Source organism: Paenibacillus sp. GCM10023252 (assembly GCF_042653305.1).
Classification (GTDB): domain Bacteria; phylum Bacillota; class Bacilli; order Paenibacillales; family Paenibacillaceae; genus Pristimantibacillus.
Window position 1 is genome coordinate 163465 of record NZ_JBHSHW010000010.1, and the last position, 26689, is coordinate 190153.

Annotated in this window: 17 protein-coding genes; 13 read left to right on the forward strand and 4 right to left on the reverse strand. The window is 51.1% G+C overall.

The features are described from left to right. Window positions 1-26 precede the first annotated feature (26 nt). The 8 genes from ACFO9Q_RS08930 (at window position 27) to ACFO9Q_RS08965 (ending at window position 14309) form a co-directional block, all read left to right on the forward strand. Window positions 27-1721: a long-chain-fatty-acid--CoA ligase gene (locus tag ACFO9Q_RS08930; protein WP_379180930.1), complete on the forward strand. Its 1695-nt coding sequence runs from the start codon at window positions 27-29 to the stop codon at window positions 1719-1721. A 501-nt stretch (window positions 1722-2222) separates the two neighbouring features. Further along, window positions 2223-2654, forward strand: a complete 432-nt coding sequence (locus ACFO9Q_RS08935) for a PaaI family thioesterase (protein ID WP_379180932.1) — start codon at window positions 2223-2225, stop codon at window positions 2652-2654. 234 nt (window positions 2655-2888) lie between these two features. Then, the gene (locus tag ACFO9Q_RS08940; protein ID WP_379180934.1) at window positions 2889-4016 is read left to right on the forward strand and encodes an NADH-dependent flavin oxidoreductase; all 1128 of its coding nucleotides are present in this window, start codon (window positions 2889-2891) and stop codon (window positions 4014-4016) included. A 286-nt stretch (window positions 4017-4302) separates the two neighbouring features. Continuing rightward, window positions 4303-8004, forward strand: coding sequence for a response regulator (locus tag ACFO9Q_RS08945; RefSeq protein WP_379180936.1), 3702 nt, complete (start codon window positions 4303-4305; stop codon window positions 8002-8004). 7 nt (window positions 8005-8011) lie between these two features. Continuing rightward, window positions 8012-8836, forward strand: a complete 825-nt coding sequence (locus tag ACFO9Q_RS08950) for a CheR family methyltransferase (RefSeq protein ID WP_379180938.1) — start codon at window positions 8012-8014, stop codon at window positions 8834-8836. Window positions 8837-8876: 40 nt separating this feature from the next. Beyond that, window positions 8877-10985: a response regulator gene (locus ACFO9Q_RS08955; RefSeq protein WP_417621355.1), complete on the forward strand. Its 2109-nt coding sequence runs from the start codon at window positions 8877-8879 to the stop codon at window positions 10983-10985. Window positions 10986-11092: 107 nt separating this feature from the next. After that, complete coding sequence (locus ACFO9Q_RS08960; RefSeq protein WP_379180942.1) at window positions 11093-11896, forward strand: ChbG/HpnK family deacetylase; 804 nt, start codon at window positions 11093-11095, stop codon at window positions 11894-11896. 1687 nt (window positions 11897-13583) lie between these two features. Then, window positions 13584-14309, forward strand: a complete 726-nt coding sequence (locus ACFO9Q_RS08965) for a glycosyltransferase family 2 protein (protein ID WP_379180944.1) — start codon at window positions 13584-13586, stop codon at window positions 14307-14309. A 20-nt stretch (window positions 14310-14329) separates the two neighbouring features. On the opposite strand, the gene ACFO9Q_RS08970 is transcribed toward ACFO9Q_RS08965, so the two are convergent. After that, complete coding sequence (locus tag ACFO9Q_RS08970; RefSeq protein ID WP_379180946.1) at window positions 14330-16015, reverse strand: response regulator transcription factor; 1686 nt, start codon at window positions 16013-16015, stop codon at window positions 14330-14332. A gap of 201 nt (window positions 16016-16216) precedes the next feature. On the opposite strand from ACFO9Q_RS08970, the gene ACFO9Q_RS08975 reads away from it, so the two are divergent. Next, entirely contained in the window at window positions 16217-17341 is a 1125-nt protein-coding gene (locus ACFO9Q_RS08975) for a Gfo/Idh/MocA family protein (protein WP_379180948.1), read from the forward strand. Between the two features lie 106 nt (window positions 17342-17447). Next, window positions 17448-18458, forward strand: coding sequence for a LacI family DNA-binding transcriptional regulator (locus ACFO9Q_RS08980; protein WP_379180950.1), 1011 nt, complete (start codon window positions 17448-17450; stop codon window positions 18456-18458). On the opposite strand, the gene ACFO9Q_RS08985 is transcribed toward ACFO9Q_RS08980, so the two are convergent. Further along, window positions 18430-20175 carry a sensor histidine kinase gene (locus ACFO9Q_RS08985; RefSeq protein WP_379180952.1) on the reverse strand — a complete coding sequence of 582 codons (1746 nt, stop codon included), beginning with the start codon at window positions 20173-20175 and terminating at the stop codon, window positions 18430-18432. The two genes, ACFO9Q_RS08980 and ACFO9Q_RS08985, sit on opposite strands and share 29 nt — an antisense overlap. A 244-nt stretch (window positions 20176-20419) precedes the next feature. On the opposite strand from ACFO9Q_RS08985, the gene ACFO9Q_RS08990 reads away from it, so the two are divergent. From ACFO9Q_RS08990 to ACFO9Q_RS09000, 3 genes are all read left to right on the forward strand, one after another. Beyond that, entirely contained in the window at window positions 20420-21340 is a 921-nt protein-coding gene (locus ACFO9Q_RS08990) for an ABC transporter permease (RefSeq protein WP_379180954.1), read from the forward strand. Between the two features lie 13 nt (window positions 21341-21353). Continuing rightward, window positions 21354-22265 carry a carbohydrate ABC transporter permease gene (locus tag ACFO9Q_RS08995; RefSeq protein WP_379180956.1) on the forward strand — a complete coding sequence of 304 codons (912 nt, stop codon included), beginning with the start codon at window positions 21354-21356 and terminating at the stop codon, window positions 22263-22265. A 67-nt stretch (window positions 22266-22332) separates the two neighbouring features. Next, the gene (locus ACFO9Q_RS09000) at window positions 22333-23880 is read left to right on the forward strand and encodes an ABC transporter substrate-binding protein (RefSeq protein ID WP_379180958.1); all 1548 of its coding nucleotides are present in this window, start codon (window positions 22333-22335) and stop codon (window positions 23878-23880) included. A gap of 489 nt (window positions 23881-24369) precedes the next feature. Here the strand turns inward: ACFO9Q_RS09000 and ACFO9Q_RS09005 are convergent, their stop codons facing one another. Both ACFO9Q_RS09005 and ACFO9Q_RS09010 read right to left on the reverse strand, forming a co-directional pair. Continuing rightward, window positions 24370-25923 carry a sensor histidine kinase gene (locus ACFO9Q_RS09005; protein WP_379180960.1) on the reverse strand — a complete coding sequence of 518 codons (1554 nt, stop codon included), beginning with the start codon at window positions 25921-25923 and terminating at the stop codon, window positions 24370-24372. Next, window positions 25920-26606 carry a response regulator transcription factor gene (locus tag ACFO9Q_RS09010; protein ID WP_379180962.1) on the reverse strand — a complete coding sequence of 229 codons (687 nt, stop codon included), beginning with the start codon at window positions 26604-26606 and terminating at the stop codon, window positions 25920-25922. Before ACFO9Q_RS09010 ends, ACFO9Q_RS09005 begins: the two co-directional genes overlap by 4 nt. Window positions 26607-26689 lie beyond the last annotated feature (83 nt).

The window sequence follows — 26689 nt, forward strand, 5'->3', positions numbered from 1 at the left end:
TTCGTTCCGAAGTGAGGTGAGAGGTCATGACGCACGAGCATCAGCCGTGGTACCTTCATTACCCAGATCAAGTACCGAAGTCTTATCCCTACCCTAGGCAAAATCTAGCGAAATTCCTCACGGATTCCGCTGAACGATACCCCCACCATTCGGCGCTTCACTTCCTGGGCAAGGAGATGACGTTCGAACAGCTGCTGGAGCATGTCTGCCGGTTCGCCGGCGGACTGCGCAAGCTGGGTGTACAGAAGGGTGATAGGGTAGCGATTATGCTGCCCAATTGCCCGCAGTTAATGATAGCCTATTATGCTTCACTAATGGTCGGAGCCGTCGTCGTCATGACGAACCCGCTCTATGTGCAGCGCGAGCTCCTTCATCAGCTGAAGGACTCGGGAGCCAAGGTAATCGTCACCTTGGATCTGTTGTACAAGCGTGCCTCCGAGGCAGTGTCTGGAGGAGAGACGGCGGTGGAGTATACCGTCATTACTTCCGTGAAGGAATATCTGCCGCTGCTGAAGAGCTGGCTCTATCCCCTTAAGGCGAAGCGGGATGGGCAGCAGCGGAAGGTGGCTTATGGGGATAGCGTGCTCGGCTTCTCTGCGCTGCTGAAGTCTTCTCCTGGGAGGACGGCTATGGCGGCTATTGATCCAGAGGAGGACTTGGCGCTGCTGCAATATACCGGGGGAACGACCGGAGTTGCCAAGGGGGTTATGCTGACGCATGCGAATGTCATCGCGAATACGGTGCAGAATTCGCTCTGGGCCTACCAGTCCGTGGAGGGGGGAGAGCGATATTTGGCCGCTTTGCCTTTTTTTCACGTGTTCGGGATGACGGTGCTGATGAATCAGTCGGTGATGCTGGCGGGACAGCTCCTCTTAATCCCTAAGTTCGATGGGACGGCGATCCTTGAGACGATTCAGCGGCTGAAGCCCACGATCTTCCCCGGTGCTCCGACGATGTACGTTGCGCTGCTGAACCATCCTGATGTGGAGAAGTATGATCTGTCCTCCATTAAGTTCTGTGTGAGCGGGGCGGCGTCGCTGCCGGGTGAGGTGCAGGAGAAGTTCGAGCGGCTGACGGGAGGGCGGCTCATTGAGGGCTATGGCTTGACTGAAGCTTCACCGGTCACTCATGCGAACAACATATGGGAGGGTCGCAAGAGCGGGTCGATCGGTCTGCCCTTCCCGGACACGATCGCGCGAATCGTACACCCGCAGACGGGGGAGGAGCTGCCTGCTGGTTCAATGGGCGAATTGGAGGTGAGCGGGCCGCAAGTGATGAAGGGTTACTGGAACAATCCGGAGGAGACGGGCCGTGTGCTGCGGGACGGCTGGCTGCGGACGGGTGATATGGCGCGTATGGACGAGGACGGGTACTTCTACATCATGGATCGGATTAAGGATATGATTATCGCCAGCGGCTATAACATCTATCCTCGGGAGATCGAAGAGGTGCTGTATGAGCATCCGGCCGTGTTGGAGGCGCTAGTCATGGGCGTCCCCGATCCTTACCGAGGCGAGACGGTGAAGGCTTATGTGGTGCGGAGGGAAGGGGCGTCGCTGACTGAGCAGGAGCTGCACAAGTGGTGCAGGGAGAGGCTGGCCGCCTACAAGGTGCCGCATCTGTATCAGTTCCGCGACAGCTTGCCGAAGTCGCTGGCGGGGAAGATTCTGCGGCGCAAGCTGATGGAGGAAGAGGCGGAGGGGCAGAGCGAGAGCGGTTAGGTGGGGGGCGCTAGGCGCTATGGAGTTAGCGGGAGCGCCTAATGGTGCTCGGAACGCAGATTAGAGGTGAAAAATACCTCTATATGGCTCGTCTGGAGCTCGGAACGCAGAATAGAGGTAAAAAATACCTCTAAATGACTCGACTGGAGCTCGGAACGCAGAATAGAGGTAAAAAATACCTCTAAATGGCTCAACCGGAGCTCGGAACGCATAATAGAGGTAAAAAATACCTCTAAATGGTTCAACCGGAGCTCAGAGTGCAGAATAGAGGTAAAAAATACCTCTAAATGGTTCAACCGGAGCTCAGAGTGCAGAATAGAGGTAAAAAATACCTCTAAATGGTTCAACCGGAGCTCAGAGTGCTGTCGGGACGTGATGTTCAGTCGGGGCGAGGGCTGCAGCATTAGGCGCTTGCTTGCGCTAAAATCAGGCAGCTTACAGGGTCGGAGAACTGAATCCGTGCATTAGCGAGCGGATTGAATGGAAAGGTGTGACGATTAGATGATGGATAGGACTAGAGAGGAACAATATCTGCTTGAGATAGGAGAGAAAGCTAAGCATACATTCTGGGGGTACCTAGGGGCGGAGCTCGTTCAAGCTGACGACAAGGTAGTTGTTGCTTCGTTGGACATTCAGGACAAGCACCTGAATCTCATCGGAATTATGCATGGCGGTGTGCATGCTACTCTCCTGGATTCAGCAATGGGACTGCTTGCTATGATTGCGAAGCCAGGGTACGATGTGCTCACTTCGACACTTACTATCCACTTCACTTCACCCGCCAAGCGCGGGAAGGTAACAGCCTCCGCGGAGATCATTCATCAATCCGGCCGAATGATTACCATGCAGGGGTCATTAACCGACGAGGAGGGAGTGCTCTGTTCCTTGGCCACAGCCTCTTTCCGCATTATTGAGAGGGTAAGAGATAGTTAGCTACTGCTCTGTCAACTGACTCAGCATGAAAAAGTGGAGGCAGCCCCAACAACTAAAGCGCTGCTTAACGGTATAACTCAGTACTCGCAAGTCTAGCAAGTCTCGCATAGTCTTCACTCCATTCACTCCCCTTGACTCCCTCAACTGTATCATTTATGATAACAGTAATGCGTTTCATTACAGTTGTTACGGATCGTACAGTACTTATAAAGATACAGTGGAGTGTGAGGATACATGAAGACGCAATATCAACCTTTATTCGAGAGCTATACATTCAAGAACGGATTACAGCTTGGCAATCGTATCGTAATGGCGCCGATGACTAACTTTGCCGCCAATGAGGACGGCACGGTGTCCGAGCCGGAGATTGCGTTCTATACACGCCGCTGCAACGGGGTCGGGATGGTCATTACCGCCTGCACGTACGTCTCGCCAAGCGGCAAAGGGTTCCCTGGGGAATTTGCTGCCGATACAGACGAGATGATTCCAAGCCTCACGAAGCTTGCTTCAAGCATTAAGGAGCAGGGCTCGAAGGCGATTTTGCAGATGTTCCACGGGGGGCGGGCTTGTCCTCCTGAACTGGTACCTGGGGGCGATGTGGTCAGTGCAAGCGATGTGCCATCCGGCGCCCAGGGACAGATTACTCCGAGACCTCTCACCGATGCGGAGATCCAAGACATTATTCGCGACTTCGGCGAGACGACACGCCGGGCGATTGAGGCCGGCTTCGACGGTGTAGAGATTCATGGAGCGAATGGTTATCTAATCCAGCAATTCTACTCTCCTCATACGAATAGACGGGAGGATCAGTGGGGAGGCTCGAGAGACAATCGGCTTGCCTTCCCGCTTGCGGTTGTTGACTCCGTCACACAGGCGGCTGCAAGGTATGCGAAGGAACCGTTCCTTGTTGGCTACCGCTTCTCTCCAGAAGAAGAAGAGACACCGGGACTGACAATGGAAGATACGTTCGCGCTTGTAGATGCTCTGGCGGGCAAGCCTCTAGATTATCTGCATATCTCGCTTAATGACTTCGAATCCAAGCCAAGACGCGGGGCGGATGAGAGCAAGACTAGACTTCAATGGGTGCAAGAGCATCTTCAAGATCGCCTTCCACTCATTGGTGTAGGTGCGATTCATACCCCGGATGAAGCAGTTGCTGCGATGCATGAAGGACGAGTGCCGTTAGTTGCGCTCGGCCGTCAGCTTATCATGGAGCCAGACTGGGTAGTGAAGGTGAAGGAAGGCCGTGAGCAACAGATTAGAACCACGATAGCTCGAGATGATCAAGCCAAGCTTAGTGTCCCAGACTATCTGTGGCAAGCCATTGTTCACACTCCAGGCTGGTTCCCTATTGGAGATTAATTAGACTTGATATGAGAATCGGCAGGAGCATGGAGCTCTTGCCGGTTTTTTTTTCTCAACAGCTGGTTCAAGTCGTGTATTATAGGGTAATCCTTCGGTGTATAGTATGCATACCTCTATTCTGCTATCTATAATCATGCTGAGTGTAAGCTGATGCATTATAAAAAATGCTATAGTAAGATGGTTATATCGAGATCTCTACATGCAATAAAATAATCAGAAAGTAATAACGTATTATGGCAACAGTGTGCCCCAATAATTCAAAAGAGGAACGAGGAAAAGCAGCATGAAGGTAAAGACGAAGTTAATGATTGGTTCTACTGTAATGATTACCCTGCTGCTCGTGCTGGCAGGAGCGGGCATTAATAATATAACCGTATTATCTGCCAAGTTCGATGAAGTCTATACCGTTCGCTACCAGAAGCTGCAGCATTCTTACATCATTCGCGGTGAGGTGAATGAGTCTGCGAAGTATATAGCGAATGTATTGCTTACGCCTAATCAAGCGAATCTGGACAAAGCGCTGGCGATGTTGGATTCTGCCGCGGAGAAAGTCTCAGTCGCATTAACCGGACTTGAGAAGAAGAGCTCCTCGGACACGGAAAGGCAGCTGCTCGATGAAGTCATTGAAGCTGGAACAGCCTACAAAGCTTCAGCAGATCAAGTGCTCTCTCTCGTGAAGGAAGGTCGGACGAACGAAGCGATTGTGCTAAGGCGCAACGAGATGGTCGGGCTACAGAACGAATTGATTGCTCAGGCCAATAAGCTGGCGATCTACCACAGCCGCGGCGTAGACCAAGCGTTCCAGAGTGCGATTGCCAGCAATGAGCAGACGCTGATGATTATGAGCATTGCAACGGTCATCGGTCTCGTGCTGGGGCTGGCTACTCTGCTATGGAATATGAGGAGTCTGAATTACGGCTTGCGCAATCTCCTTACCCTAATCCGAGGCTTCGCAAGCGGCACGGTTGATCCGTCAGCTCGACTGAAGACGATGACTAAGGATGAGTTCGGAGAAGTCGCGAAGTTGTTCAACAAGCTTGCGGACGATCTGGAAGAGAAGAGCGAACGGGAGAAGCTGTACAATGATCAGATTCAGGGGGATAACTGGATTAGCACGAATCTGGCAGAAGTCATTATGAATATTCAGAGCGAGCTTAATCTGGCTAAGGTAAGCCAGACCTTCATTAGACAAGTGACCCCTCTGGCTGGCGCACAGTTCGGAGCCATCTATATTCGCGACAATTATGGTCTTGGAGAGACTCTGCAGCTGCAAGGAGCTTATGCGTTCGATGAGGATGGACAGCTTCGCCGCAAGTTCATTCTAGGGCAAGGTCTAGTCGGGCAAGCAGCGCAAGACGGCAAGGTCATTGAACTGGATCAGGTTCCTGAGGATTACATTCGAATCGGATCTGGTCTAGGCAACACGGTACCTCATCATGTAATCCTATATCCTATTCAACATCAGGACTACTGTCTGGGCGTCATCGAGCTCGCTTCGATGCAGCCGTTCTCCACCTTGGAGAAGCGTCTCCTCTCTGAACTGACAGCGAATATGGGGACGATCATTACGAATCTGTTCAGTCGTATTCGCGTAGATGAGCTGCTGAGGGAATCTCAGGCACAGAGCGAGGAGCTTCAAGCTCAATCGGAGGAACTGCTCACCCAGCAGGAGGAGCTAAGACGCTCTAACGAGACTCTGGAGGAGCATGCGAATAAGCTTAGGGCTTCGGAGGAGCTGCTCCAGACGCAGCAGGAGGAGCTGGAGCAGAGTCACGAGGAGCTTCTGCGCAAGACGCAGATGCTGGAGCTGCAGATGAAGCAGACCGAGCAGAAGAATGAGCAGATTGAGAAGACCAGGGACCTACTTGAGAAGCAGACTGTCCAGCTCGCGCTGTCATCCAAGTACAAGTCCGAGTTCCTGACGAACATGTCGCATGAGCTTCGTACGCCTCTCAACTCTCTGCTGATCTTATCTCAGATGCTCATGGACAACAAGGAAGGCAATCTGACGAGCAAGCAGGTGGAATTCGCAGGAACGATCTACTCCTCAGGAAGCGATCTGCTGCGGTTAATTGATGAGATACTCGATCTATCCAAGATTAGCGCTGGCAAGATGGATGTCGTCATCGAGCATGTGCCGCTAGTCGAGCTGGACCAATACTTCCGCAGAAGCTTCATGCCAATCGCGATGCAGCGGGGAGTAGCCTTCGAGACAATAATGGCGGAAGGCTTGCCTGAGGAAATCTACACGGATAGTCACCGTGCGAAGCAGATCCTAAAAAACCTGCTGTCCAATGCCTTCAAGTTCACCCAGCAAGGATCGGTTACGTTGCAGATCCGGCCAGCAGCGGGCGACGAACTGGATGAACTCCATATTGATGAAGAGAATACTGGATTCGTTGCATTCGATGTGATAGATACGGGAATAGGAATACCTGAGAAGAAGCAGCAGATCATCTTCGAGGCGTTCCAGCAGGTCGACGGCACAACGAGCCGAGTATACGGCGGCACGGGGCTTGGCCTTGCGATTAGCCGCGAATTGGCCGCTCTGCTAGGCGGTTCGATTAGACTCTCTAGCGAAGAGGGGGAGGGCAGCACCTTCACGCTCTACCTGCCAGAGTTCCATGTAGTGGGTGAGCAGCAACCCCATGAGCTTCATGACAGCATACTATCCGCTGGGCCATCCCTTAATGAAGGAATAGAACTGTCTGCGAAGTCTTCATCAGCCTGGGCGAAAAACAATGCTCAACTATCGGAGCCAGCAATCGCCCATATCGCGGTAGAGGATGATACAGAGAGCATCACTCCGGAAGACAAGGTCGTCCTTATTATTGAGGATGATATCAATTATGCTAAGGTACTGCTCGATATCGCCAGATCACGTGGATTCAAGGGAATCGTAGCGCTTCAAGGGGACAAGGGGCTAAGCGATGCGATGACTCGCAAGCCTGATGCGATTCTGCTCGATATTCAGCTTCCCGTCATGGATGGCTGGACGATCTTGAATAAGCTGAAGCAGCATGCAGATACTCGCCACATACCGGTTCATGTCATCTCGGTTGTGGACGACATTCAGCAGGGGCTGTCGATGGGGGCGATTGCCTATCTGCAGAAGCCGACCTCGAAGGATAGTCTCGACGCCGTCTTCTCCCAGATTGAGCACTTCCTCGAGCATAACGTGAAGCGGCTGCTCGTCGTAGAAGACGATGCTATTCAGCGGAACAGCATCGTTGAGCTCATCGGTCATGACGATATTATGATTACCGCTGTCTCGACGGGAAGAGAAGCACTGGAGCAGCTTACCTCGATGCACTATGACTGCATGGTGCTGGATCTAGGGCTGCCGGATATATCCGGCTTCGAGCTGCTGGATCAGATTCGTCAGGAAGAGAGCCTTCACGATCTCCCGGTAATTGTGTACACCGGACGTGATCTCGATAAGAAGGAAGAGCTTCGACTGAAGAAGTATGCTGGAACGATTATCATTAAGGATGTGAAGTCCCCGGAGCGTCTGCTTGATGAGACCACCCTGTTCCTGCACCGTGTAGAGGCTAATCTGCCGGAGGAGAAGCGAAGTATGCTTCGCAAGCTGCATAGTAATGAAGCGATCTTCGAGGGGAAGAACATTCTGATCGTCGATGACGATATACGCAATGTATTCGCCTTGTCCAGCGTGCTGGAGAGCTATAACATGAACATTAGCTTCGCGGAGAATGGTCATGAAGCGCTGGAGCAGATCGAGAGGAATCCGGAGGTTGATCTGATTCTAATGGATATTATGATGCCGGAGATGGATGGGTATGAAGCCATGAGACAGATCAGGCTTATGCCGCAGTATGAGAAGCTTCCGATTATTGCCGTGACAGCTAAGGCCATGAAGGATGATCGAGACAAGTGTATGGAAGCTGGGGCTTCAGACTACATCTCTAAGCCCGTGAATAACGAACAGCTATTGTCACTCATGAGGGTGTGGTTGTATCAGTAGCGGGGAGATGGACAGAGACGAACGCGAGCAGCTCGAGATTGAACTGCTGCTCGAAGCAGTCTATCGCTTGTGCGGACAGGATTATCGGAATTATGCTTACGCGTCAGTCAGGAGAAGAATATGGCATCGCGTGCATGCGGAGCATCTCACTACGATATCGGGACTGCTTGAGAGGGTCATTCATGACCGGGCATGTATGGAGCGTCTGCTATCAGACATGACGATTCACGTCACAGAGATGTTCCGCGACCCCGGGATGTTCCGAGCGTTCCGTGAGGAGGTCGTGCCTCTACTTAGAACGTATCCGTTCATCCGAATCTGGCACGCGGGATGCTCCACAGGAGAGGAAGTCTATTCCATGGCCATTCTGCTGCAGGAGGAAGGGCTCTATCACAAGACTCGAATCTATGCCACGGACACGAATGCCGAAGTGCTGGACATTGCGAAGCAAGGGGTATACCCGCTGGAGCGGATGCAGCAATATACGCGCAACTATATGGATAGCGGGGGGAAGGAATCCTTCTCCCGCTATTATAAGGCCAGATACAACTCTGTTATTTTTCAGGCGGAGCTGAAGAAAAATATTATTTTTGCCCAGCATAATCTGGTGACAGACGGCTCGTTCAATGAATTCAATGTCATTCTGTGCAGGAATGTGATGATCTACTTCAACAAGCAGCTTCAGGATCATGTACATGGCCTGCTCTATGATAGTCTGAGTATGTTCGGCATATTAGCGCTTGGCACGAAGGAGTCCATTACCTTCACCCAGCATAGCGAAGCCTATGAGGAGCTGGACGTTCACAATCGCCTCTATCGCAAGGTGAAATAATGATATAGGCAGGTGAGGAAGATTGACAACAACTTCAACAATGGAATTGGAAGAACTGGTTACTCCCATTAACATATTGCTCGTCGATGATAATCCGGATAATCTGCTGGCGCTTGAGGCGGTCCTGGATCATCCATCCTACCGGCTGCTGAAGTGCTTATCCGGCGAAGAAGCGCTGCGGGCGCTCATGAAGGAGGATGTCGCGGTCATTGTGCTGGACGTGCAGATGCCAGGCATGGACGGCTTCGAGACAGCCAGGCTCATTAAGTCTCGTGAGCGAACGAAGGAGATTCCGATTATCTTCATCTCTGCGACCAGCAAGGAGACCGAGCACTTCTATACCGGCTATTCCGTTGGGGCAATTGACTATATGCTGAAGCCGTTCGTGCCGCAGATTCTTCGCACGAAGATTGAAGGCTTCGTGAAGCTCTATGCCAGCAACAAGAAGCTGCAGATTCAGACGGAGCTGCTTCATCAGAAGACTCGTGAGCTGGAGAAGATGAACAAGGAGCTCATGCGCACGGCCTACAAGCTAAGCAAGACCGAAGCCCAGGAGCGAGTCATTCGGCAGACCTCCATCGATACGATGATTACCTTCGATGAAGCGGGGATCATTCTGTCAGCTAATCCTGCCTTGAGGCGAATGTTCGGCTATCAAGAGGATGAGGTGGTCGGGAAGCATGCTTCGATGCTCATTCCGTGCCTGGAGGAGACGGATTGCTCAGGTGAGGCATATGATCCTGACGCGGAGCACTCGGGCAGCAGGCTGTTCGAGGTTAGGCCTATGCGGAAGAGTGGTGAGCGATTCTATGCGGAGATGAAGCTGGGGAAGGCGATGGTCGATCATGAACAGATATACGCCTGTACGATCAGTGACATTAACGACCGGAAGCTGGCCGAGAAGGATCTAATCGAAGCCCGGGATACTGCCGAAGTGGCTCTGCGGGCGAAGACGGAATTCCTCGCGATGGTCAGTCATGAGATTCGAACACCGATGAACGGGGTCATTGGCATGACGAATCTGCTGTTAGAGACCGAGCTTGATGAGGAGCAGCGGGAATACGCCGATATTATTCACAAGAGCGGCGATGCGCTTCTGCTCATCATTAACGATATATTGGATTACTCTAAGATTGAGTCTGGCAAGATGGAGCTTGAAGAAATACCGTTCGCACTCTCCACCTGCATGGAGGAAACGATCGGACTGTTCAGCGCGAAGCTGCAAAGCCGCAGCTTGCAGACGAGCTATTCGGTCGACTCACGTCTGCCGGAGCTCGTCGAGGGTGATGTCACGAAGCTTAGGCAGGTGCTTATTAACTTAATCGGCAATGCTATCAAGTTCACGGAGGAAGGCAGCATTGTCGTGTCTGCTGAGCTTGCTGAGGAGGATGGGGAGTCCATTCTGGTGAAGGTCTCTGTTAAGGATACAGGCATCGGCATCCCTCCAGAGAAGGTGTCGGAGCTGTTCCAGCCCTTCTCTCAGCTTGATTCTTCCATGACTCGCAAGTATGGGGGGACGGGCCTCGGACTCGCCATATGCAAAAATCTTGTCGAGCTTATGGGGGGCACGATTGGGGTAGATAGCGAGGCCGCAGAAGGGGCTGTGTTTATTTTCACCGTGCGGTTGAGGCGGCATAGCGAACTCCCTATGAAACATGAGGATGAACAGGAGAATCGGGCAGTGTCCGTGTCTGGACAGCAGTCTGGCGGGGCTCGTGCTGAGCAGTTAAGGGCGCGCTCATGCCGCATCCTAGTTGCAGAGGACAATGACATTAATCGCAAGCTGATCATCAAGATGCTGGAGAGAATCGGCTATCCGCAAGCGGCGATTGCGGAGAATGGCGAAGCGGCCTTGTTGGAGCTGAAGAGCGGGGACTATGACTTAGTGTTCATGGACATTCAGATGCCTGTCATGGATGGTCTGGAGGCTGCACGGAGGATTCGTCAGGAACTGCCAGGGGAGAGGCAGCCAGTCATTGTTGCGATGACCGCCAACGTGCTGGAGGGAGATCGGGAGAAGTGCCTGGAAGCAGGTATGAATCATTATATGGCTAAGCCTATACGGATGAACATTCTCGAGCAGGTGATGCAGCAGTGGCCTTCCTATCGGGGGCTTAGCCAAGGTGCAACGAAGTCCGCTTTGCTCTAGAGCAAGGCGGACTTTTTTTATTCTGCCCGTCGCGAGGCGGGCAGAGTTAGCATTATAATAGAGACCATATAAGAGTAGGAAGATGAATAGAAGGCAGGGGGAACAAGATGAGACAAGGTAACATCTATTTGCTTACGCAAGGGGACGACCTCGGCAGCAGCCGGTCGGCCAACCAAGCGATTATAGAAGCGTATGAACAAGGTGTGATGCGCAATACTTCCTTCATGACCGCCTGTGAGCATGCCGCGGACGCTGCCAAGCTGCTGGCTGCACAGAGCAGTGGCCTATGCATTGGACTGCATTGTACGGTGAATGCGGAGTGGGACCGCGTACGCTGGAAGCCTGTGCTCCCTGCGTCTGAGGTTCCTTCACTGGTGCGGGAGGACGGGAGCTTCCATCGTTCCCCGGTGCATATGCGGGATGCAGGATTCAAGCTCGAGGAGCTAATGGCCGAGCTGCAAGCTCAGCTGGACTATGCTCGTCAGCTTGGCGTACAGCCGGTCTATGCCGATACGCATATGCGCTTCGAGTGGGTGGATGAGCGGATAGCGCCGACCTTCGATGCTTGGTGCGAGCGAGAAGGGCTGATCTCTTACCGCTCTTACTATCGCGAGCTGCCGCCTGCTCCTGCTGATGTGTCACGCAGAGACCCTGTCGAGCAGTTCCTCTCGCGACTCGATGCTGCAGAGCCGGGATTGTACGGGTTCTTAGCTCATCCAGCCTATGATGATGAAGAGACTCGCTGCCTGGGCAACGAGCAGGTGTCTGGCAGCGAGGTAGCGGAATCAAGGGAATGGGAGCGCAGACTGTTCACCGACCCGAGGGTGCTGGCTTACTTCGAGGAGAATAGTGTTGTACCGGTTACTTACTTGGAGGCGGCCCAGTTGGTTTTAGAGAAGCATAGATTTTAAATAACGGTTCCTTATCCCAGCCATTTGCAACCGTTGCTAAATTTCTAGACACGATACCTTGTATATTTGAGAAGGAGTGTATTACGGTCAGGAAAACGACAATTAAAAAGTCAGGAACTTCGGGAAATCCGATTACGATTCGAAATTCCCGAATGAGGTACCTGTGTTCGATGGAGAACGTAGCAATAGAACTGGCGCGTCCAATGTTGCCCATATGGCTTTTTATAGTAATGATACTGTAAAAATTTTTGGGGTAACCATTCAGGGATTATACATTCGTAATTATAAGCGTTCAGGTATTAGTCTTGTTGAAAACTATACGAATATTGTAGTTATAACGACATTCTCCACAACAATACGATTGTTAATAATTCATTGGCCTCTGACTATATTCTTCCCAATATTGGATTAACGTTGTGGGATGCCAATAAGTACATGACGATTACAAATAATATCGTCTATCAATCAAGTGGAGCAAATGCTTGGTATGAGAACTTGTCGTCGTATGAGAATAGTACACTATCAAACAACAATGTATCTGGAAAGTCCGGTTATTCAGATCCGAAGTTTACAAGTGCCAGTAGGTACGACTTCTCCTTGCAATCCAGTTCAGCTAGTATCGATGCAGGTGTGTCTGCATTTGCAGCGGCATCAAGTTTACGTTATGACAAACGCCTCATCAAGAGTGAGAGTCTTGGTCAACTTCACCCGTCGTGATACCACCTGGCACCTGATTTGGAGTTCATTCGTTCAGCAAACGGTCTTGAGAGTACCTTTGGATCAGTGTCCATACCTCAGAGTAACGGGATAGACATAGGAGCCATGGAGTTAACAACATCAAGCAAGGCTTTCCCTAATTCAAACGGCCCTAAGCCAGCCCTACCTGAATCACCAAATCGTCTTCTAAATGGTGGATTTGGAGTGAACACGCATCCATATTGGACCTCCCTTGAACCATGCTGACAGGACATAGTCGGTGTTCGGTTTTACACTCACGGTTTGGCTGAGTGTTTCCCAACTCTGAATTGGGGGACATGGGCAAATAGCCCGGCTGCTAATACCTTTACCGTAAGCAATGGATAAGGCGTAGTCACGATTAGTAATGCCGGCAGCTCAATTGATAGTCTGTTTATAAGCAATACAACAGATATGACTCAATATAGCGGAACCATTAATGTAAACAAAACAGCTTGTACACTCCGACTTGATCTTTATGCAGGAGGAAGCATGAAAACTACTTATTTTTATGATATTGTGGTTACAAAGAACTAGCGGTTATTAAAAGTTACCGAAAAGCCTTATTCGTTGAATATGGCTTTTAGTGTTTTAGTATCTTTATTTTTGCAGCCATAACTAACCAACAATGCTCTAATACTGGCGGTCAACGTGGCTTTTCCACCTTTTGCTCACTATCCCCTTCAGTCAGGAATGGAATTCTGAGCGAAGGGGATAGTGTAGCAAAGAAAAAAGCTCTTCAACTTCTGACTAAGACCCTACTTGCCTCTCCCCGCCAAGCTCCTCATCGGTATGTCACTAGCGAAGCGCAGTACTGCGTCAGCGATACCTCATACCGTCTACTTGTATAGTCTCGTTAATTGAACCATCGTCCATACGAATACAACATTCTTGCATATCCTAATATGGTACTTCAATAAGTTGCAATAATGTGAAAACGAGGTGACTTGATTTGCAACCTAAAGTAACCATAATAATTCCTTTCTACAATTGCCCGTACGTTGAACAGGCGGTCAGCAGCGCTCTTAGTCAATCTTATGATTCGATTGAGGTCATCCTGGTTAATGACGGTTCAACTATTCATACGAATCTTCTTAAACCTTACTTAGGCAGAATAACATATATAGAAAAAGAAAATGGCGGCACTGCATCCGCATTAAACACAGGAATTATAAATGCAAATGGTGAATACATTGCATGGCTTAGTTCAGATGATTTCTTTAACAGAGAGAAGATTGCTAAACAAATGGTAAAGCTCAAACAACATGGTGGTAGATTTTGTCATACTTCGTATGCTCTAATTAACACCAAGAATGAGGTAACTAGCAGCATGAACGGTATGAATTTTCCGAAAAAAATATACCTGGCAAACACACTAATCAAGGGCTGTGTTGTGAATGGGTCCACCGTATTAATTAAAAAGGATGTGTTCTCTAGTATTGGCCTATTCGACGAATCTCTGCCATATACCCATGACTATGAGATGTGGTTAAGAATGCTGCCGCACTATGAGTATTATTATATTCATGAGGACCTTACATTCTATCGTATTCATGATCAGATGGGATCCAAAAAACACTTGGAAGAAATCGACCGTGAAATTATTCTTGTACAAAACAAGTACCACAATCAAATTCAATCTTTAATAAGATACCTTGAATCTGAAAGCTTAGATTGACCAAAGCTGACTCATATCAGTCACTTTAACTTGTCTGAGTCATATGAGCTGAGTCCCTTCCGATACTCCTGCGGGGTGAGGCCGATGGATTTTTTGAACATTTTCGCAAAGTGCGAGAAGTGGGTGTATCCGACAGAGGCCGCCACATTGCTGACCTTCACTTGAGGCTCGCGCAGCAGCTCCTTCGCCTTGTCCATCCTCAGCTTCATTATATAGTCGCTCAGGGACATTCCTGTCTCCTTCTTGAACAGCCTCGACAGATAAGCGGAGTTAAGATGCACATGCTCGGCAATCATCTCCCGGGAGATCTCCTCGTCCAGATGCTTCCCGATATAATCTATGACCTGATCCACGACCTCCGAATAATGGACCCCGTGCGTACGTACAAGCTCATCGTATTCCTCAATGACACTAACCGCCCAATGCTGGAGATGCTGCAGCGAGCGGAGGTAGAGCGGCACTTCCTCTTCGCTGCGAAGGCACTCTAAGTCGGTAATACGCAGGTTCTTGGCCGCTGCGGCCTTGTAGATCAGCTGCACATAATCGGTATAGAAGGCCTTCAAGGTTCGGGAAGTGACCGATTCCGCGATGGCCATGGAAGTGAAGATGCGCGCCAGCTCATCCAGCAGCTCCGTCTTGCGCCCTGTCTCGAGCAGCGTCTGCCACTTATCGAAGTCCGGCAGCACTAGGCTGGCAGGCAGCTCTTCGGCGATCCGAGGCTGATAGAGCAGGACCGATTGAGGCTGCGTCACATTATCCCTCTCCAGATTAATCAGATTGCGGAACATATGAGACAGCCGATCGAGCGGACTCGGCTCGCCAATATAACAGGATAGGATACACCCGAAGTACTCTGCGCACTTGCGAATATACACCTCACAGCCCGCCCGAATGGAATGCAAGAGCCCATCATGATCCATAGCGTCGAGGCTATCGGTGAAAATAAGAACTAAACTAGACCCATTCCGCTCCTGAATCACCTGTCCTTGCATCGTGGAAAGAATGAGCTCTGCGGCCGCATTGCGCAGCGCATATTCCATAATCTCTTCATCCCGTGTGTTCAGCTCCTTGCGCCATTCCTCTACCGAGATCAATACCGGAATAATCGTTGACCGATAGCTAACGGGAATGTCATACAGAGTAGTCTGCGCTTCCAGCTTGTCCTGGGTCAGCAGCACTCGTTGATTGACGACATCCTGCCAGAACCGCTCACGAAGGAGCGGAAGTTGACCATTCCATTGTCTGTTGTATTGTTCATAGATATCCTGGAAGGTCTCCAGGCTGCGCTTCTCCTCAAGCTTGGCAATCGCGCCTGCAATCAGGGAGCGGAGCTCAGCGAAGTCGAGCGGCTTCAGCAGATAATGCATGCTTCCGTAACCGATTGCACGATGCGCGTAGTCGAAGCTCGCGTGTCCTGTCGTAATGAGGGAGACGATATGGGGATTAACCGATTGGGCATGCTCGAGCAGCTCAAGACCATTCTTGCCAGGCATCTCAATGTCGGTGATTAGCAGATCGATGGTATGCAGCTTGAGGAGTTCGGCTGCTTCATCATAGTCGTAAGCGGTGTAAATATGGGATATGGCAAGTCCCGACCAATCTATTCCTTCGGCAATCGCGCGTACAGCAATCATCTCATCATCTACTATAAGCAGTGTATACATGCTGCTCCCCCCAAGGCCGTAATTGGTAGCGTTAACTTTCAATATACCTACATCCCCCTGCGCAAGTAAAGCACCGTGATGACTTCTTGTATCACAATTATGACTATTAACAATCTTTCCGTAATACATATGCGATAAGAGGCTTTCTCTCTTGACGCATCGTTCTGCCTTTGATTTAATGAGGAAAGAAATGTGTAAACGTTTTTACAATTATATAAAATTATTTACACAAATAAAAGGGGGATGGTTATGCTTGCTGTCGGCATGGTTGGGTATAAATTCATGGGCAAGGCACATTCGCATGCTTATCACGACTTGAGCTTGTTCTTCCCCGAGGTATCTGCGGTCAGGCGGGTCATGATCTGCGGCCGTGATGCCGGAGGTGTAGAAGAAGCGGCTCGGCGATTCGGGTTCGAATCCTTCACTACGGAGTGGCGCGAGCTAGTATCCCATCCGGACATAGACGTCGTTGACATTAATGCTCCAAGCGATGTCCACAAGGAGATTGCCATCGCAGCTGTGGAAGCAGGCAAGCATGTGTTATGCGAGAAGCCGCTTGCGATTACCCTTGAGGATGCCAGAGAGATGCTGGAGGCGGCTGAGAAGGCGGGCGTGAAGCATATGGTCTGCTTCAACTATCGCTTCGTGCCAGCGGTCCAGCTGGCTAAGAGGCTTATTAATGAAGGTCGAATCGGTCACATTAAGCAGTATCGGGCATCCTTCCTGCAGGATTGGCTCATGGACGAGAATGCGCCATTCGTATGGCGGCTTGATAAGAAGGTAGCAGGCTCTGGTGCCCACGGAGACCTGAACGCTCATGTCGTGGATCTTGCCCGGTATCTGGTGGGCGAGTTCGAGGAGGTCATAGGCGTCAGCCGTACCTTCACCAAGCAGCGGCCTTACGGCAGAGAGGAACAGCGGGAGGTGACGGTTGACGATGCGACTGCATTCTTGGCCTCCTTCAAGAGCGGTGCCATCGGAACCTTCGAGGCGTCACGTGTTGCAGGCGGCAAGAAGTGCTCGAATGCATTCGAGGTGCATGGCAGCAAGGGCAGCATCCGCTTCGACTTCGAGCGGATGAACGAACTTGAGCTGTATCTGGACAGTGATGAGGAGGAGATTCAAGGCTATCGCCGCATTCAGGCAACAGGGGGTTGCCATCCGTACATGGAGGCTTGGTGGCCGGCGGGACATGGACTAGGCTTCGAGCATACGTTCATCCATGCGGTCCATGCGCTGGTGAAGGCGATTGACAGCGATGAGCCCTGCAGCCCAAGCTTCGTCGATGGAGTCAAGTGCCAGCAGGTGCTGGAGGCCGTGGATGCCTCTATTGAACGGAAGCGCTGGGTAGCCGTCGAGGAGATGTAAGGAGCTTATTGCTGCTGGGCTTACATCAGCGGCCTCTGGCAAGCCTTTACAAGGGGGAGTGCTTGATGATAAGCTTCGGGTAACATGGCTAAGATTGAGGGATAAGATGAATAAGTTAACGATTAGAGATGTAGCGGAGCGGGCAGGAGTATCGATTGCTACGGTGTCGCGCGTATTGAACGGCAAGGATCGCGTGCTGCGCAGTACGAGGGAGAAGGTTCAGAGCGCGATTGAAGAGCTGGACTTCCAGCCGGACTACATCGCCAGATCCATGGTGATGAAGGAGACGAAGACGGTCGGCCTGCTGCTGCCCGGTCTGACGAATGAATTCTGGGCCACGCTTGCTGAATATATTGAGAAGTCGCTCTGGGAGCGAGGCTATACCATGACGCTGTGCATGATAGGCAATGAAGGAGTGGATAAGGAGCGGGCAGCGCTTCGTTCCTTCGCGGATAAGAAGGTGGACGGCATCATCTTCTGCGTCTCTCATCTGTTCGCGGACTACACCGAGCGCCATAGCGCGAGCGGCCCATTCGATATTCCTGGAGTCAGCTTCGAGCTTGAGATTAGCGGCATGTCCTCCGTACAGGGAGATCACATTCAGGCTTCCAGACAAGCCGTCGATCATCTGCTTGATCTCGGACATACCGAGATCGCCTATATCGGGGGACCGATTGTAAGTCCGGATCGAGAGCTTGGCTACAGACAAGCTCTCCTCACGCGTCAGATCGCAGCTTCCGAAGCTCTCATACAGCGCGGTGACCCTACGATTGCCTTCGGCCGGGAAGCGGCGAGGAGGCTTGTGGACAACAAGACCCCGTTCACCGCTATATTCTGCGGCAATGATCTGATGGCTATTGGAGCCATTCAGGAGTTGATGAGCCGCGGGCTGCGTGTGCCGGAGGATATATCGGTTGTCGGCTACGATGATATTAATGCAGCCGCGCTCGTTACCCCGACGCTCACGACCGTTCGTCAGCCAATTGATCTTATTGCACAGTCGCTTGTAGACCTGCTGTTCAACCGGATGACTGGACTTGAGCAGCCTCAGCAGTCCCGCAAGCTGCTGTTCCCGATGGAGCTTATCGTTAGAGGAAGCACTTCTCCTCTTCGTTAAGCTTTATTTTTTTTGCCGTTAACGGCAGCTTCATTCGAATTCGCAGTCCGCCCTCCGGTACATCCTCGAACAGAATGAGCACATTCTCCTCTCCATAGCTAAGCTTCAATCTTCGTTGAACGTTCCAGATTCCCAGATGCTGGTTATCCGTGCCTGGAAGCTGGGCGGAGCGCGTCAGCTGCTCCAGCTGCTGGGATGATACGCCCACTCCGTTATCCTCAATGATAATCTCGAAGCTGTCCGCCTCCTCCAGTGATAGTCCGCTAGGAAGCTCTGAACGAAGTCTGATGATGAAGGGGTTAATCTTCTTCTGATAGCCGTGAATAATGGCATTCTCGACGAACGGCTGAATCGTCAGCGGCGGCAGCAGCACATGGAGCAGCTCATCATGCACGTCCACCTCGAACACAAGTGTCGTCGGATAGCGGTACTTCTGAATCTGCAGATAGTTCTGAATATGCTCGATCTCCTCCTGCAGGGATATGGTGGGCCGTGAGCTTGTCGTGACGAAGCGGAAGTAGGCGGCGAGGAGCCGGGTCATATTCTGGACCGAGGAGTACTCCCCCAGCTGTGCCATACCGTTAATAATATTCAAGCTGTTAGCGTAGAAGTGGGGGTTGATCTGCATCTGGAGCTGCTTCATCTCCGCTTGCTGAACTCTAAGCTTCTCCTCATAGATATAGAGCTTGAGGCTCTTCGTCTCCTCCGCCATATTGTTGAACGTCGTCATCATGTAGTTGAATTCTGTAGATGAGCTCAGCTCCAGCCTCGTATCCAGATTGCCCTGCGAGAGCCTCCTCATCCCGCTCATAATATACTTCATCGGGCGAATGAGCATTCTCTGCATGAAGGCGGCATACAGCCCCAGTATGAGCAGGATGGCAGCAGGGATGACCAAGATGACCTTCTGGAAGAAGGAGAGGCTGAGCAGAATCTGCTTGGATGGAATCATGATGACATAACGCAAGTCTTGAGAGGCAGATGTCTTCATGAACAGCAGGTGGTCCCGGTCATGCAGGAGGACTCGTGTCTCCAGCTCTGAAGGCCGTGAGCCTGTGCTGGAGAGATACTCCTTCATCCATTCCAGCTGCTCTCCCGATAGTCCGCGGTTGGCCAGCACGGTGCCTTCATTCGACAGAATAGCCGAGTTGTCCGCATTCAGAGAGGCTACGAGCATATCAAGGTCAATCCATGCTCCTAGTATGAGAGTAGAACTCGCTGTATAGAGCCGAATCATATAATGCTTGCCGTTGATGTTAAGGAAGGTGGTACCAAGCTGTCCCCGCTGAGGAATAGGGGCACTAAGACTTCGTTCATTCATGAGCTTCGTTGCAGCATCAAGCTTAGACTGGTAGTCCGTATGGCTGGTGGACAGTACGGCTTCATTATTTTTAATAGAGTACAGCATAAGGGAGTCAATTCCGTTCATATAACTCAGGTTCATCGAGAATTTATTGTACACCCGGACTTTGGACAAGGTGTAATTCGTGTGATCGGTGAACGTAAGGTCCATGGCATTCACGTCCAGCTCCTGCTGCTGTATGTTGATTAAGTACTTCTCAGCAGCCTCCATAATCTCATCCGACTGATTGACGAAGTTCGACAGCATCGTCTCATAGGAATCCGTCACCTGCTGCTCTACTACGTTGCGGGCATAGTAATTATTGTAATAGAGGAAGAAGACAAGAGGAGCAATGACGACAACGAACAACAGCATGAACTTAGCGACTACAGAACTGAACAATCTATGGAGATAAGCGATAATAGCAGATCAGCTCCCTACAACCTCTAGTGTACTCTCATTATTATAGCGCTTACTTTATTTGTCCAGCTTAATTGTCATCGGAGTCTAGCGTCAGGGGCAAATAGTCATAAGAGTGTTAATGAAGGTGATGAAAGCGTTAGACCACAGCGTTCGCAGCTCGCTATACTTAGAGCAAATCAGAGAAAAGGTGAGAGACATGCAAATACTCAATTGGAACAAATACTGGAGATTCTGGCCGCTATACGTCATGCTCCTGCCGACGACCGTTATCCTTATTATTAATAATTACATTCCGATGTTCGGTCTGCTCGTTGCGTTCAAGAACGTCAATTATACAGACGGCATTCTGGGAAGTCCCTGGAACGGCATCGAGAACTTCAAGTTCCTGTTCTCCACGAATGACGCCTGGATCATTACGAGGAACACGTTGTTGTACAACTTCGTATTCATTGCAATGAACATTATAGTGGCTGTATTATTCGCAGTTCTCCTGAATGAGCTGAGGGGTCGTTACCTACCTAAGATCTACCAATCGACGATGTTCTTCCCGTTCTTCCTGTCGATGGTTGTGGTGAGCTATCTCGTCTACGCGTTCTTGAACAATGAGAACGGCTTCATGAATAACACCTTCCTTCCGTGGCTGGGGCTCGACACCATCTCTTGGTATTCAGAGCCCAAGTACTGGCCGTTCATTCTACCTCTTATCAATCTGTGGAAAAACATTGGCTACTACACAGTCTACTTCGTCGCCGCAATGGTCACGTTCAACAGCGAATATTATGAAGCAGCCGTCATAGACGGTGCGAGCAAGTGGCAGCAAGCGATACGAATTACGCTGCCTCAGCTGATGCCGCTAATCGTTGTGCTGACCTTGCTGCAGATTGGTCGAATATTCTACGCGGACTTCGGGCTGTTCTATCAAGTACCGCTGAATGCTGGAGCCATCTTCGATACGACGAATGTTATCGACACTTACGTCTACCGCACCTTCCTGACGATGGGGGATGTGGGCATGTCCTCAGCAGCTGCCTTCTATCAATCGTTCGTAGGATTCATTCTCGTATTCTTGTCCAACTATATCGTACGCAAGACTAATAAAGAGAACGCATTGTTCTAGGTGGAGGCCCAGCATGTTCAAGCTTAAGCGTGGCATTAACAGCGTCAGTCCGGTGACCGGCCTGTTCATCAATATCTTCTTCGCCTTCTTCGCATTAGTATGTATCGTTCCCATCTTCCTTGTCGTATCCGTCTCGTTATCGGATGAGACGATGGTCATTGCGAATGGATACAAGTTCTGGCCGGAGAAGTTCAGTACGTATGCGTATGAGTTCTTGTTCCAGGATGCCAGTCAGATTCTAACCTCCTATGGCATTACGATGATCGTTACTGTGGTAGGCACTGTGGTCGGCGTCCTCCTGATGGCCTTGTATGCCTATCCCATAGCGAGGAATGACTTCCCGCATCGGAAGATCTTTTCCTTCTTTATCTTTTTCACCATGCTGTTCAATGGAGGATTAGTGTCTTGGTATCTAGTCTATGTGAAGATGCTTGGCGTGAAGGATAGTCTCCTTGCACTCATCCTGCCGATGCTCGTAGGACCGTTCTTCGTCCTTATTCTCCGGACCTTCTTCGGAAGCTTGCCTTCGGAGCTGTTGGAATCCGCGAAGATCGATGGAGCGGGAGAATTCCGAATCTTCTTCCGCATTGTCGTGCCTCTATCAGTGCCCGCAATTGCAACGGTAGCTCTATTCTCGACGCTCAACTACTGGAATGACTGGTTCAACAGCTTGCTCTTCATTACCGACAGCTCGAAGGTGTCTCTTCAGTACCTCATGTACAAGACGATGCTGAACATTCAGTTCCTAACCTCTAACACACAAGCTGCACAGGGAGCCTCACAAGGTGGATCTGTGCTGGAGCTTCCGTCTGAGACCGTTCGCATGGCGATGTGCATCATCGGTATTGGTCCTATTGTATTCGCTTATCCGTTCTTCCAGAGGTATTTCGTGAAGGGACTTATGGTTGGTGCCATTAAGGGATGAATTTAGCTATATCCAGCCTGGCTGGTTAGCATATATTATTTTCTGTAGAAGACAGGGGAGGATTACAATGAGAAAAAAATCAATGAAGTTAGCCAGCACGGTATTGTTAGCTTCGGCTATACTGTTGTCCGCTTGCGGCAACAATGGGAACAATGAGCCGTCAAGTACGAATGCGAACAACAAGCCTGCTGCCACGAATGAAGGGACGGGCGAGGCACAGAAGCCTGAGCTTAAGCCTTATAAGCTGATCTTCATGTATCCGGGTACTCCTCAGAAGGATGAGCAATTAGTGGAAGGCAAGATGAATGAGCTTCTGACAGCCAAGATTAACGCGACGATTGATCTGCAAGCGATTGATTGGGGCGCTTGGAATGACAAGATGAACCTCTTGTTCGCCTCAGGCGAACCAGCAGATGTGGTGTTCACGGCGAGCTGGAACGGACATTCGCAGAATGCGAAGAAGGGGGCATTCGTGCAACTGGATGACCTGCTGCAGGAGCATGGTAAGGAGCTGCTCGATTCCATTAATCCTGACTTCCTGAAGGGTGCCAAGGTAGACGGCAACTTGTATGCGATTCCAACGAACAAGGAAATTGCAGCTTCACGGGGAGTGCTGGTGCGCAAGGATATTGCTGAGAAGTACAAGATGGACTTCTCTAGTGTGAAGACCGTTGCTGATCTGGAGCCGTTCCTGAAGACGATTAAGGAGAATGAGCCGGGCATGACGCCTCTGTTCGAATCCTCAACGCAGACGCTTCCAACTTATGTTCGCGATCTGGATTCGCTCGGTGATGCGAGTGTTCCTGGGACGATTCACTCTGGCAGTGCCGATACGAAGGTAGTGAACAGTGTTGAAGAGCCAGAGTACTTGGAATATCTGAAGATGATGCATTCCTGGTACAAGCAAGGCCTCATTAACAAGGATGCTCCGACCTCGAAGCTAATGGCAGGGGATGTGGCGAAGACTGGGAAGGTATTCATGTGGCCAGAGAGCTTGAAGCCTGGCAAGGATAAGGAGATGGAAGGCAGCGTAGGATTCCCGCTTACGCAGATTGAGATCATTCCAGCTTATACGACTACAAGTGAGACAACGAATTCGATGCTCGGCATCTCGAAGACGTCCAAGGATCCAGCTCGTGCGATGATGTTCATTAACTTGCTGCATTCCGATAAGGAACTGCTTAACTTGCTAGATTGGGGCATTGAGGGTACTCATTATGTGAAGGTGTCAGACAATGTGATTAAGCTTCCAGATGGCGTTGATCCAGCTAATCGTCCATACAACCACGGTTCTGCTTGGATGTTCGGCAACCAGTTCAACAGCTATCTGTGGGATAATGAGGATCCGCAGAAGTGGGACTTGTTCAAGAAGTTCAATGATTCGGCGAAGGCATCACCAGGACTTGGGTTCTCCTTCAATCCGGAGTCAGTTAAGTCTGAGCTGGCGGTGCTCGCTAACATCGGCACGGAATTCGGAGCCAGCTTGGATACTGGGGCTGTCGACCCGCTGGAAGTATTGCCTAAGTATATTGCCAAGCAGAAGGCTGCAGGCGTAGACAAGGTTATCGCGGAGAAGCAGAAGCAATTCGACGCATTCTTGGCTGGGCAGAAGTAGCATAGGAGTTAGAGGGGCTGCCCGAGGCGGGCAGCCCTTATTCGTATTGGCGGCAGGCGATGAGGGGGGTAGATACGACTGTTAACCCCTGATTCGGGAAGGGCAGGTAACAAGAGGAGATAAGTGCTGATAAGTGCTGATAAGTGCTGATAAGTGCTGATAAGTGCTGACACACTCCTGTCCCGCTCTCTTAGTAGGGTGGGGTCAGTTACAGCAGGTTAAGACCGCTCAGCGGTCTTAAGTCGGGGAAAAGCAGCCAACTAGATACTGTTAAGACCGCTTAGCGGTCTTAAGTCAGCAAGGCAGGTTGAATATGGCAGGGTTCCAGCATCTTAAGACCGCTACGTGGTCTTAAGATGGGGGAAAGCAGCCAACAGGATACTGTTAAGACCGCTCAGCGGTCTTAAGTCGGCAAGGCAGGTTGACTGTGGCACTCAAGCAGGCATATGTGCAGATATGCTTCTATCCCGGCCCACGGCCTGCTTGTACCTATATCTGCTCCACTATAGGAAGCTTAATGGTGAACGTTGAGCCAATACCGAGTGTGCTCGACACCTCAATTGTCCCCCCGTGAGCCTCGACGATAGCCTTGGATATGGCTAGGCCGAGCCCTGCACCACCTTGAATTCGTGTGCGTGCCGCATCGCTGCGATAGAACCGTTCGAATAGCCTCGGCAGATGCTCCTCGGCAATTCCAGTCCCATTATCTTCTATACTAATCTCTGCGAACGAATCTCCCAGCACCTTCATACTAACTCCGCTTCTCCCAAGTCTAATTCCAATATGGCCACCGGTCGGTGAGGTGTGCTGTACGGCATTGAGGAACAAGTTCAGGATGACCTGCTTCAGCTTGTCCCCATCCCATGAACCATCCACGCCACCTTCAGGCAAGTCGATGCGGACCGTTCGCTCACCGGCTAGCAGCTGAAGCTGCGGCTGCATGTCTCGAAGCAGCTCCCCCAGAGACAACCGTCTGCCTTCCAGCTGCGGGTCTCGGTCAAGCTTCGCCAGCAGCAGCAGATCTTCAATGAGCTTGTTCATTCTCGTCGATTCCCCGTACATGCTGCGGAGAGCACCTTGAAGCTGTGCAGGGTTGGAAGCTGCTCCTCTGAGCAGCACTTCGAGGAACCCATGAATGGAGGTCATTGGCGTCCTCAGCTCATGTGAAGCATCCGCTACGAATATGCGCATCCGTTCAGCGGCTTCGCGCTCCGCGTCGAAGGAAGCTTGCAGCCTCTCCAGCATGGTGTTGAAAGAATTCGACAGCTGGTCAATCTCCAGCTGTCCCGCATCAGCGGGCAGCCGTTGGTCCAGCTTGCCTGCATCAATTCGCCGCACGAGAGTAACCATGTTCGTCAGAGGTACAAGGGTACGGCGAAGCAGGGGCAAGTAGAGCGCAGCCCCTGCGCCAAGGGAGAGCAGTGACAGCCCTGCGAAGGTAAGCAACTGTTGCCGCAAGACGGAGTGCAGGGGAGTGAGGTCTCTGCCCATCTGCAGCCATTCGCCAGATCCCGACGGACCGATAGCCTTCCATATGACCAACTGCTCAACTCCATCCGCATTACTTGCAATATGGTAGTTCGCCCCAGATGATCTATGATTAGGCGGTCCATCAGCAGGAGGTAGATCAGGACTAACAGGCCCAGGCCTAGCTGGTCTAGCAGGGTTAACAGCGCGGTACCCTGTCCGCAGCTCCGCATACTTCTCCTTGCTAAGCTGCGGAGCAGCTAATCCTCCCGAACGAGCCAAGTCAATCAGCTCGCCATTCGAGGACACAACAGCAAGAGAGGTACCGGGCATGAACAGATAGGGCAGCTCTCGTCCGACTCTCCTCATCGTTCCTTGCGAGTCAGGACGAGGGATGAGGAGGTCCTTGGGCAGAGTCATCAACTGAACGACCATCGCCTCAGCTTCATTATCATAGAGGTAGCTCTTGGTGACGGCATACTGCAGCAGTCCAATCAGCAGTAACAGTGCCGCGAGTACTAGCAGTGACCTGGCAAGCAGCTGCGAGCGGAGGGAGGCTGGACGGACAAGCTTCATGGCAGGTCCATCCTGTATCCAGCTCCTCGAAGCGTACGAATGAGCCGGTGCTCCTTGTCCCCAAGCTTGTCCCGCAGAGACCGCACATACACCTCCACGATGTTGTCTTCCCCGCCGAAGTGGTAGCCCCACACCTTATCCAGAATCATCGTCTTGCTGAGCACAATACCATGATGCAGAATCATGCACTTAAGCAGCTCGTATTCGGTAGGGGACAGCGCGAGCGCCTCGTTCCGATACAGAATCTCCTTCCTCTGGTCATCGACACGGAACGGACCCGCATTCACCTCGCCAAGCAAGCTTGGGAACTGATTGCGGAGCCGTGCTCCAATACGTGCTACTAGCTCGTCGAAGCTGAACGGCTTCACCAGGTAGTCATCTGCGCCAAGCGTCAGTCCGGCTACCCGATCAGTTACCTCTCCCCGCGCGGTCAGCATAATAATGGCGACGTTGTCGATGGATTCCTTCAATCTGCGGCATACCTCGAAGCCGTCCAGCTCAGGCATCATTACATCTAGGATGACGACATGGGGGTTGTAATTGCTCGATATGTCAATCGCTTCCAGTCCGTCACTTGCCGTCTTCACCTCGTATCCCTCATGAGTGAGCCCAAGCTCCAGGAACTGAATAATAGCAGGTTCATCATCGACGATTAATAGTCTTGCTCCTCGTCCAGCAGCCATAGCCTTATCCTCCATTCAGCTTAATCCAGTAAGGAGTGAATGAATAATGGTACATATCGGTTCCTTCTTACACTACAACAGTT

Coding starts and splice junctions, on each gene's coding strand:
- ACFO9Q_RS08930 (WP_379180930.1), top strand. CDS start 27: ATGACGCACGAGCATCAGCCGTGGTACCTTCATTACCCAGATCAAGTA.
- ACFO9Q_RS08935 (WP_379180932.1), top strand. CDS start 2,223: ATGATGGATAGGACTAGAGAGGAACAATATCTGCTTGAGATAGGAGAG.
- ACFO9Q_RS08940 (WP_379180934.1), top strand. CDS start 2,889: ATGAAGACGCAATATCAACCTTTATTCGAGAGCTATACATTCAAGAAC.
- ACFO9Q_RS08945 (WP_379180936.1), top strand. CDS start 4,303: ATGAAGGTAAAGACGAAGTTAATGATTGGTTCTACTGTAATGATTACC.
- ACFO9Q_RS08950 (WP_379180938.1), top strand. CDS start 8,012: ATGGACAGAGACGAACGCGAGCAGCTCGAGATTGAACTGCTGCTCGAA.
- ACFO9Q_RS08955 (WP_417621355.1), top strand. CDS start 8,877: ATGGAATTGGAAGAACTGGTTACTCCCATTAACATATTGCTCGTCGAT.
- ACFO9Q_RS08960 (WP_379180942.1), top strand. CDS start 11,093: ATGAGACAAGGTAACATCTATTTGCTTACGCAAGGGGACGACCTCGGC.
- ACFO9Q_RS08975 (WP_379180948.1), top strand. CDS start 16,217: ATGGTTATGCTTGCTGTCGGCATGGTTGGGTATAAATTCATGGGCAAG.
- ACFO9Q_RS08980 (WP_379180950.1), top strand. CDS start 17,448: ATGAATAAGTTAACGATTAGAGATGTAGCGGAGCGGGCAGGAGTATCG.
- ACFO9Q_RS08985 (WP_379180952.1), bottom strand. CDS start 20,175: ATGCTGTTGTTCGTTGTCGTCATTGCTCCTCTTGTCTTCTTCCTCTAT.
- ACFO9Q_RS08990 (WP_379180954.1), top strand. CDS start 20,420: ATGCAAATACTCAATTGGAACAAATACTGGAGATTCTGGCCGCTATAC.
- ACFO9Q_RS08995 (WP_379180956.1), top strand. CDS start 21,354: ATGTTCAAGCTTAAGCGTGGCATTAACAGCGTCAGTCCGGTGACCGGC.
- ACFO9Q_RS09000 (WP_379180958.1), top strand. CDS start 22,333: ATGAGAAAAAAATCAATGAAGTTAGCCAGCACGGTATTGTTAGCTTCG.
- ACFO9Q_RS09005 (WP_379180960.1), bottom strand. CDS start 25,923: ATGAAGCTTGTCCGTCCAGCCTCCCTCCGCTCGCAGCTGCTTGCCAGG.
- ACFO9Q_RS09010 (WP_379180962.1), bottom strand. CDS start 26,606: ATGGCTGCTGGACGAGGAGCAAGACTATTAATCGTCGATGATGAACCT.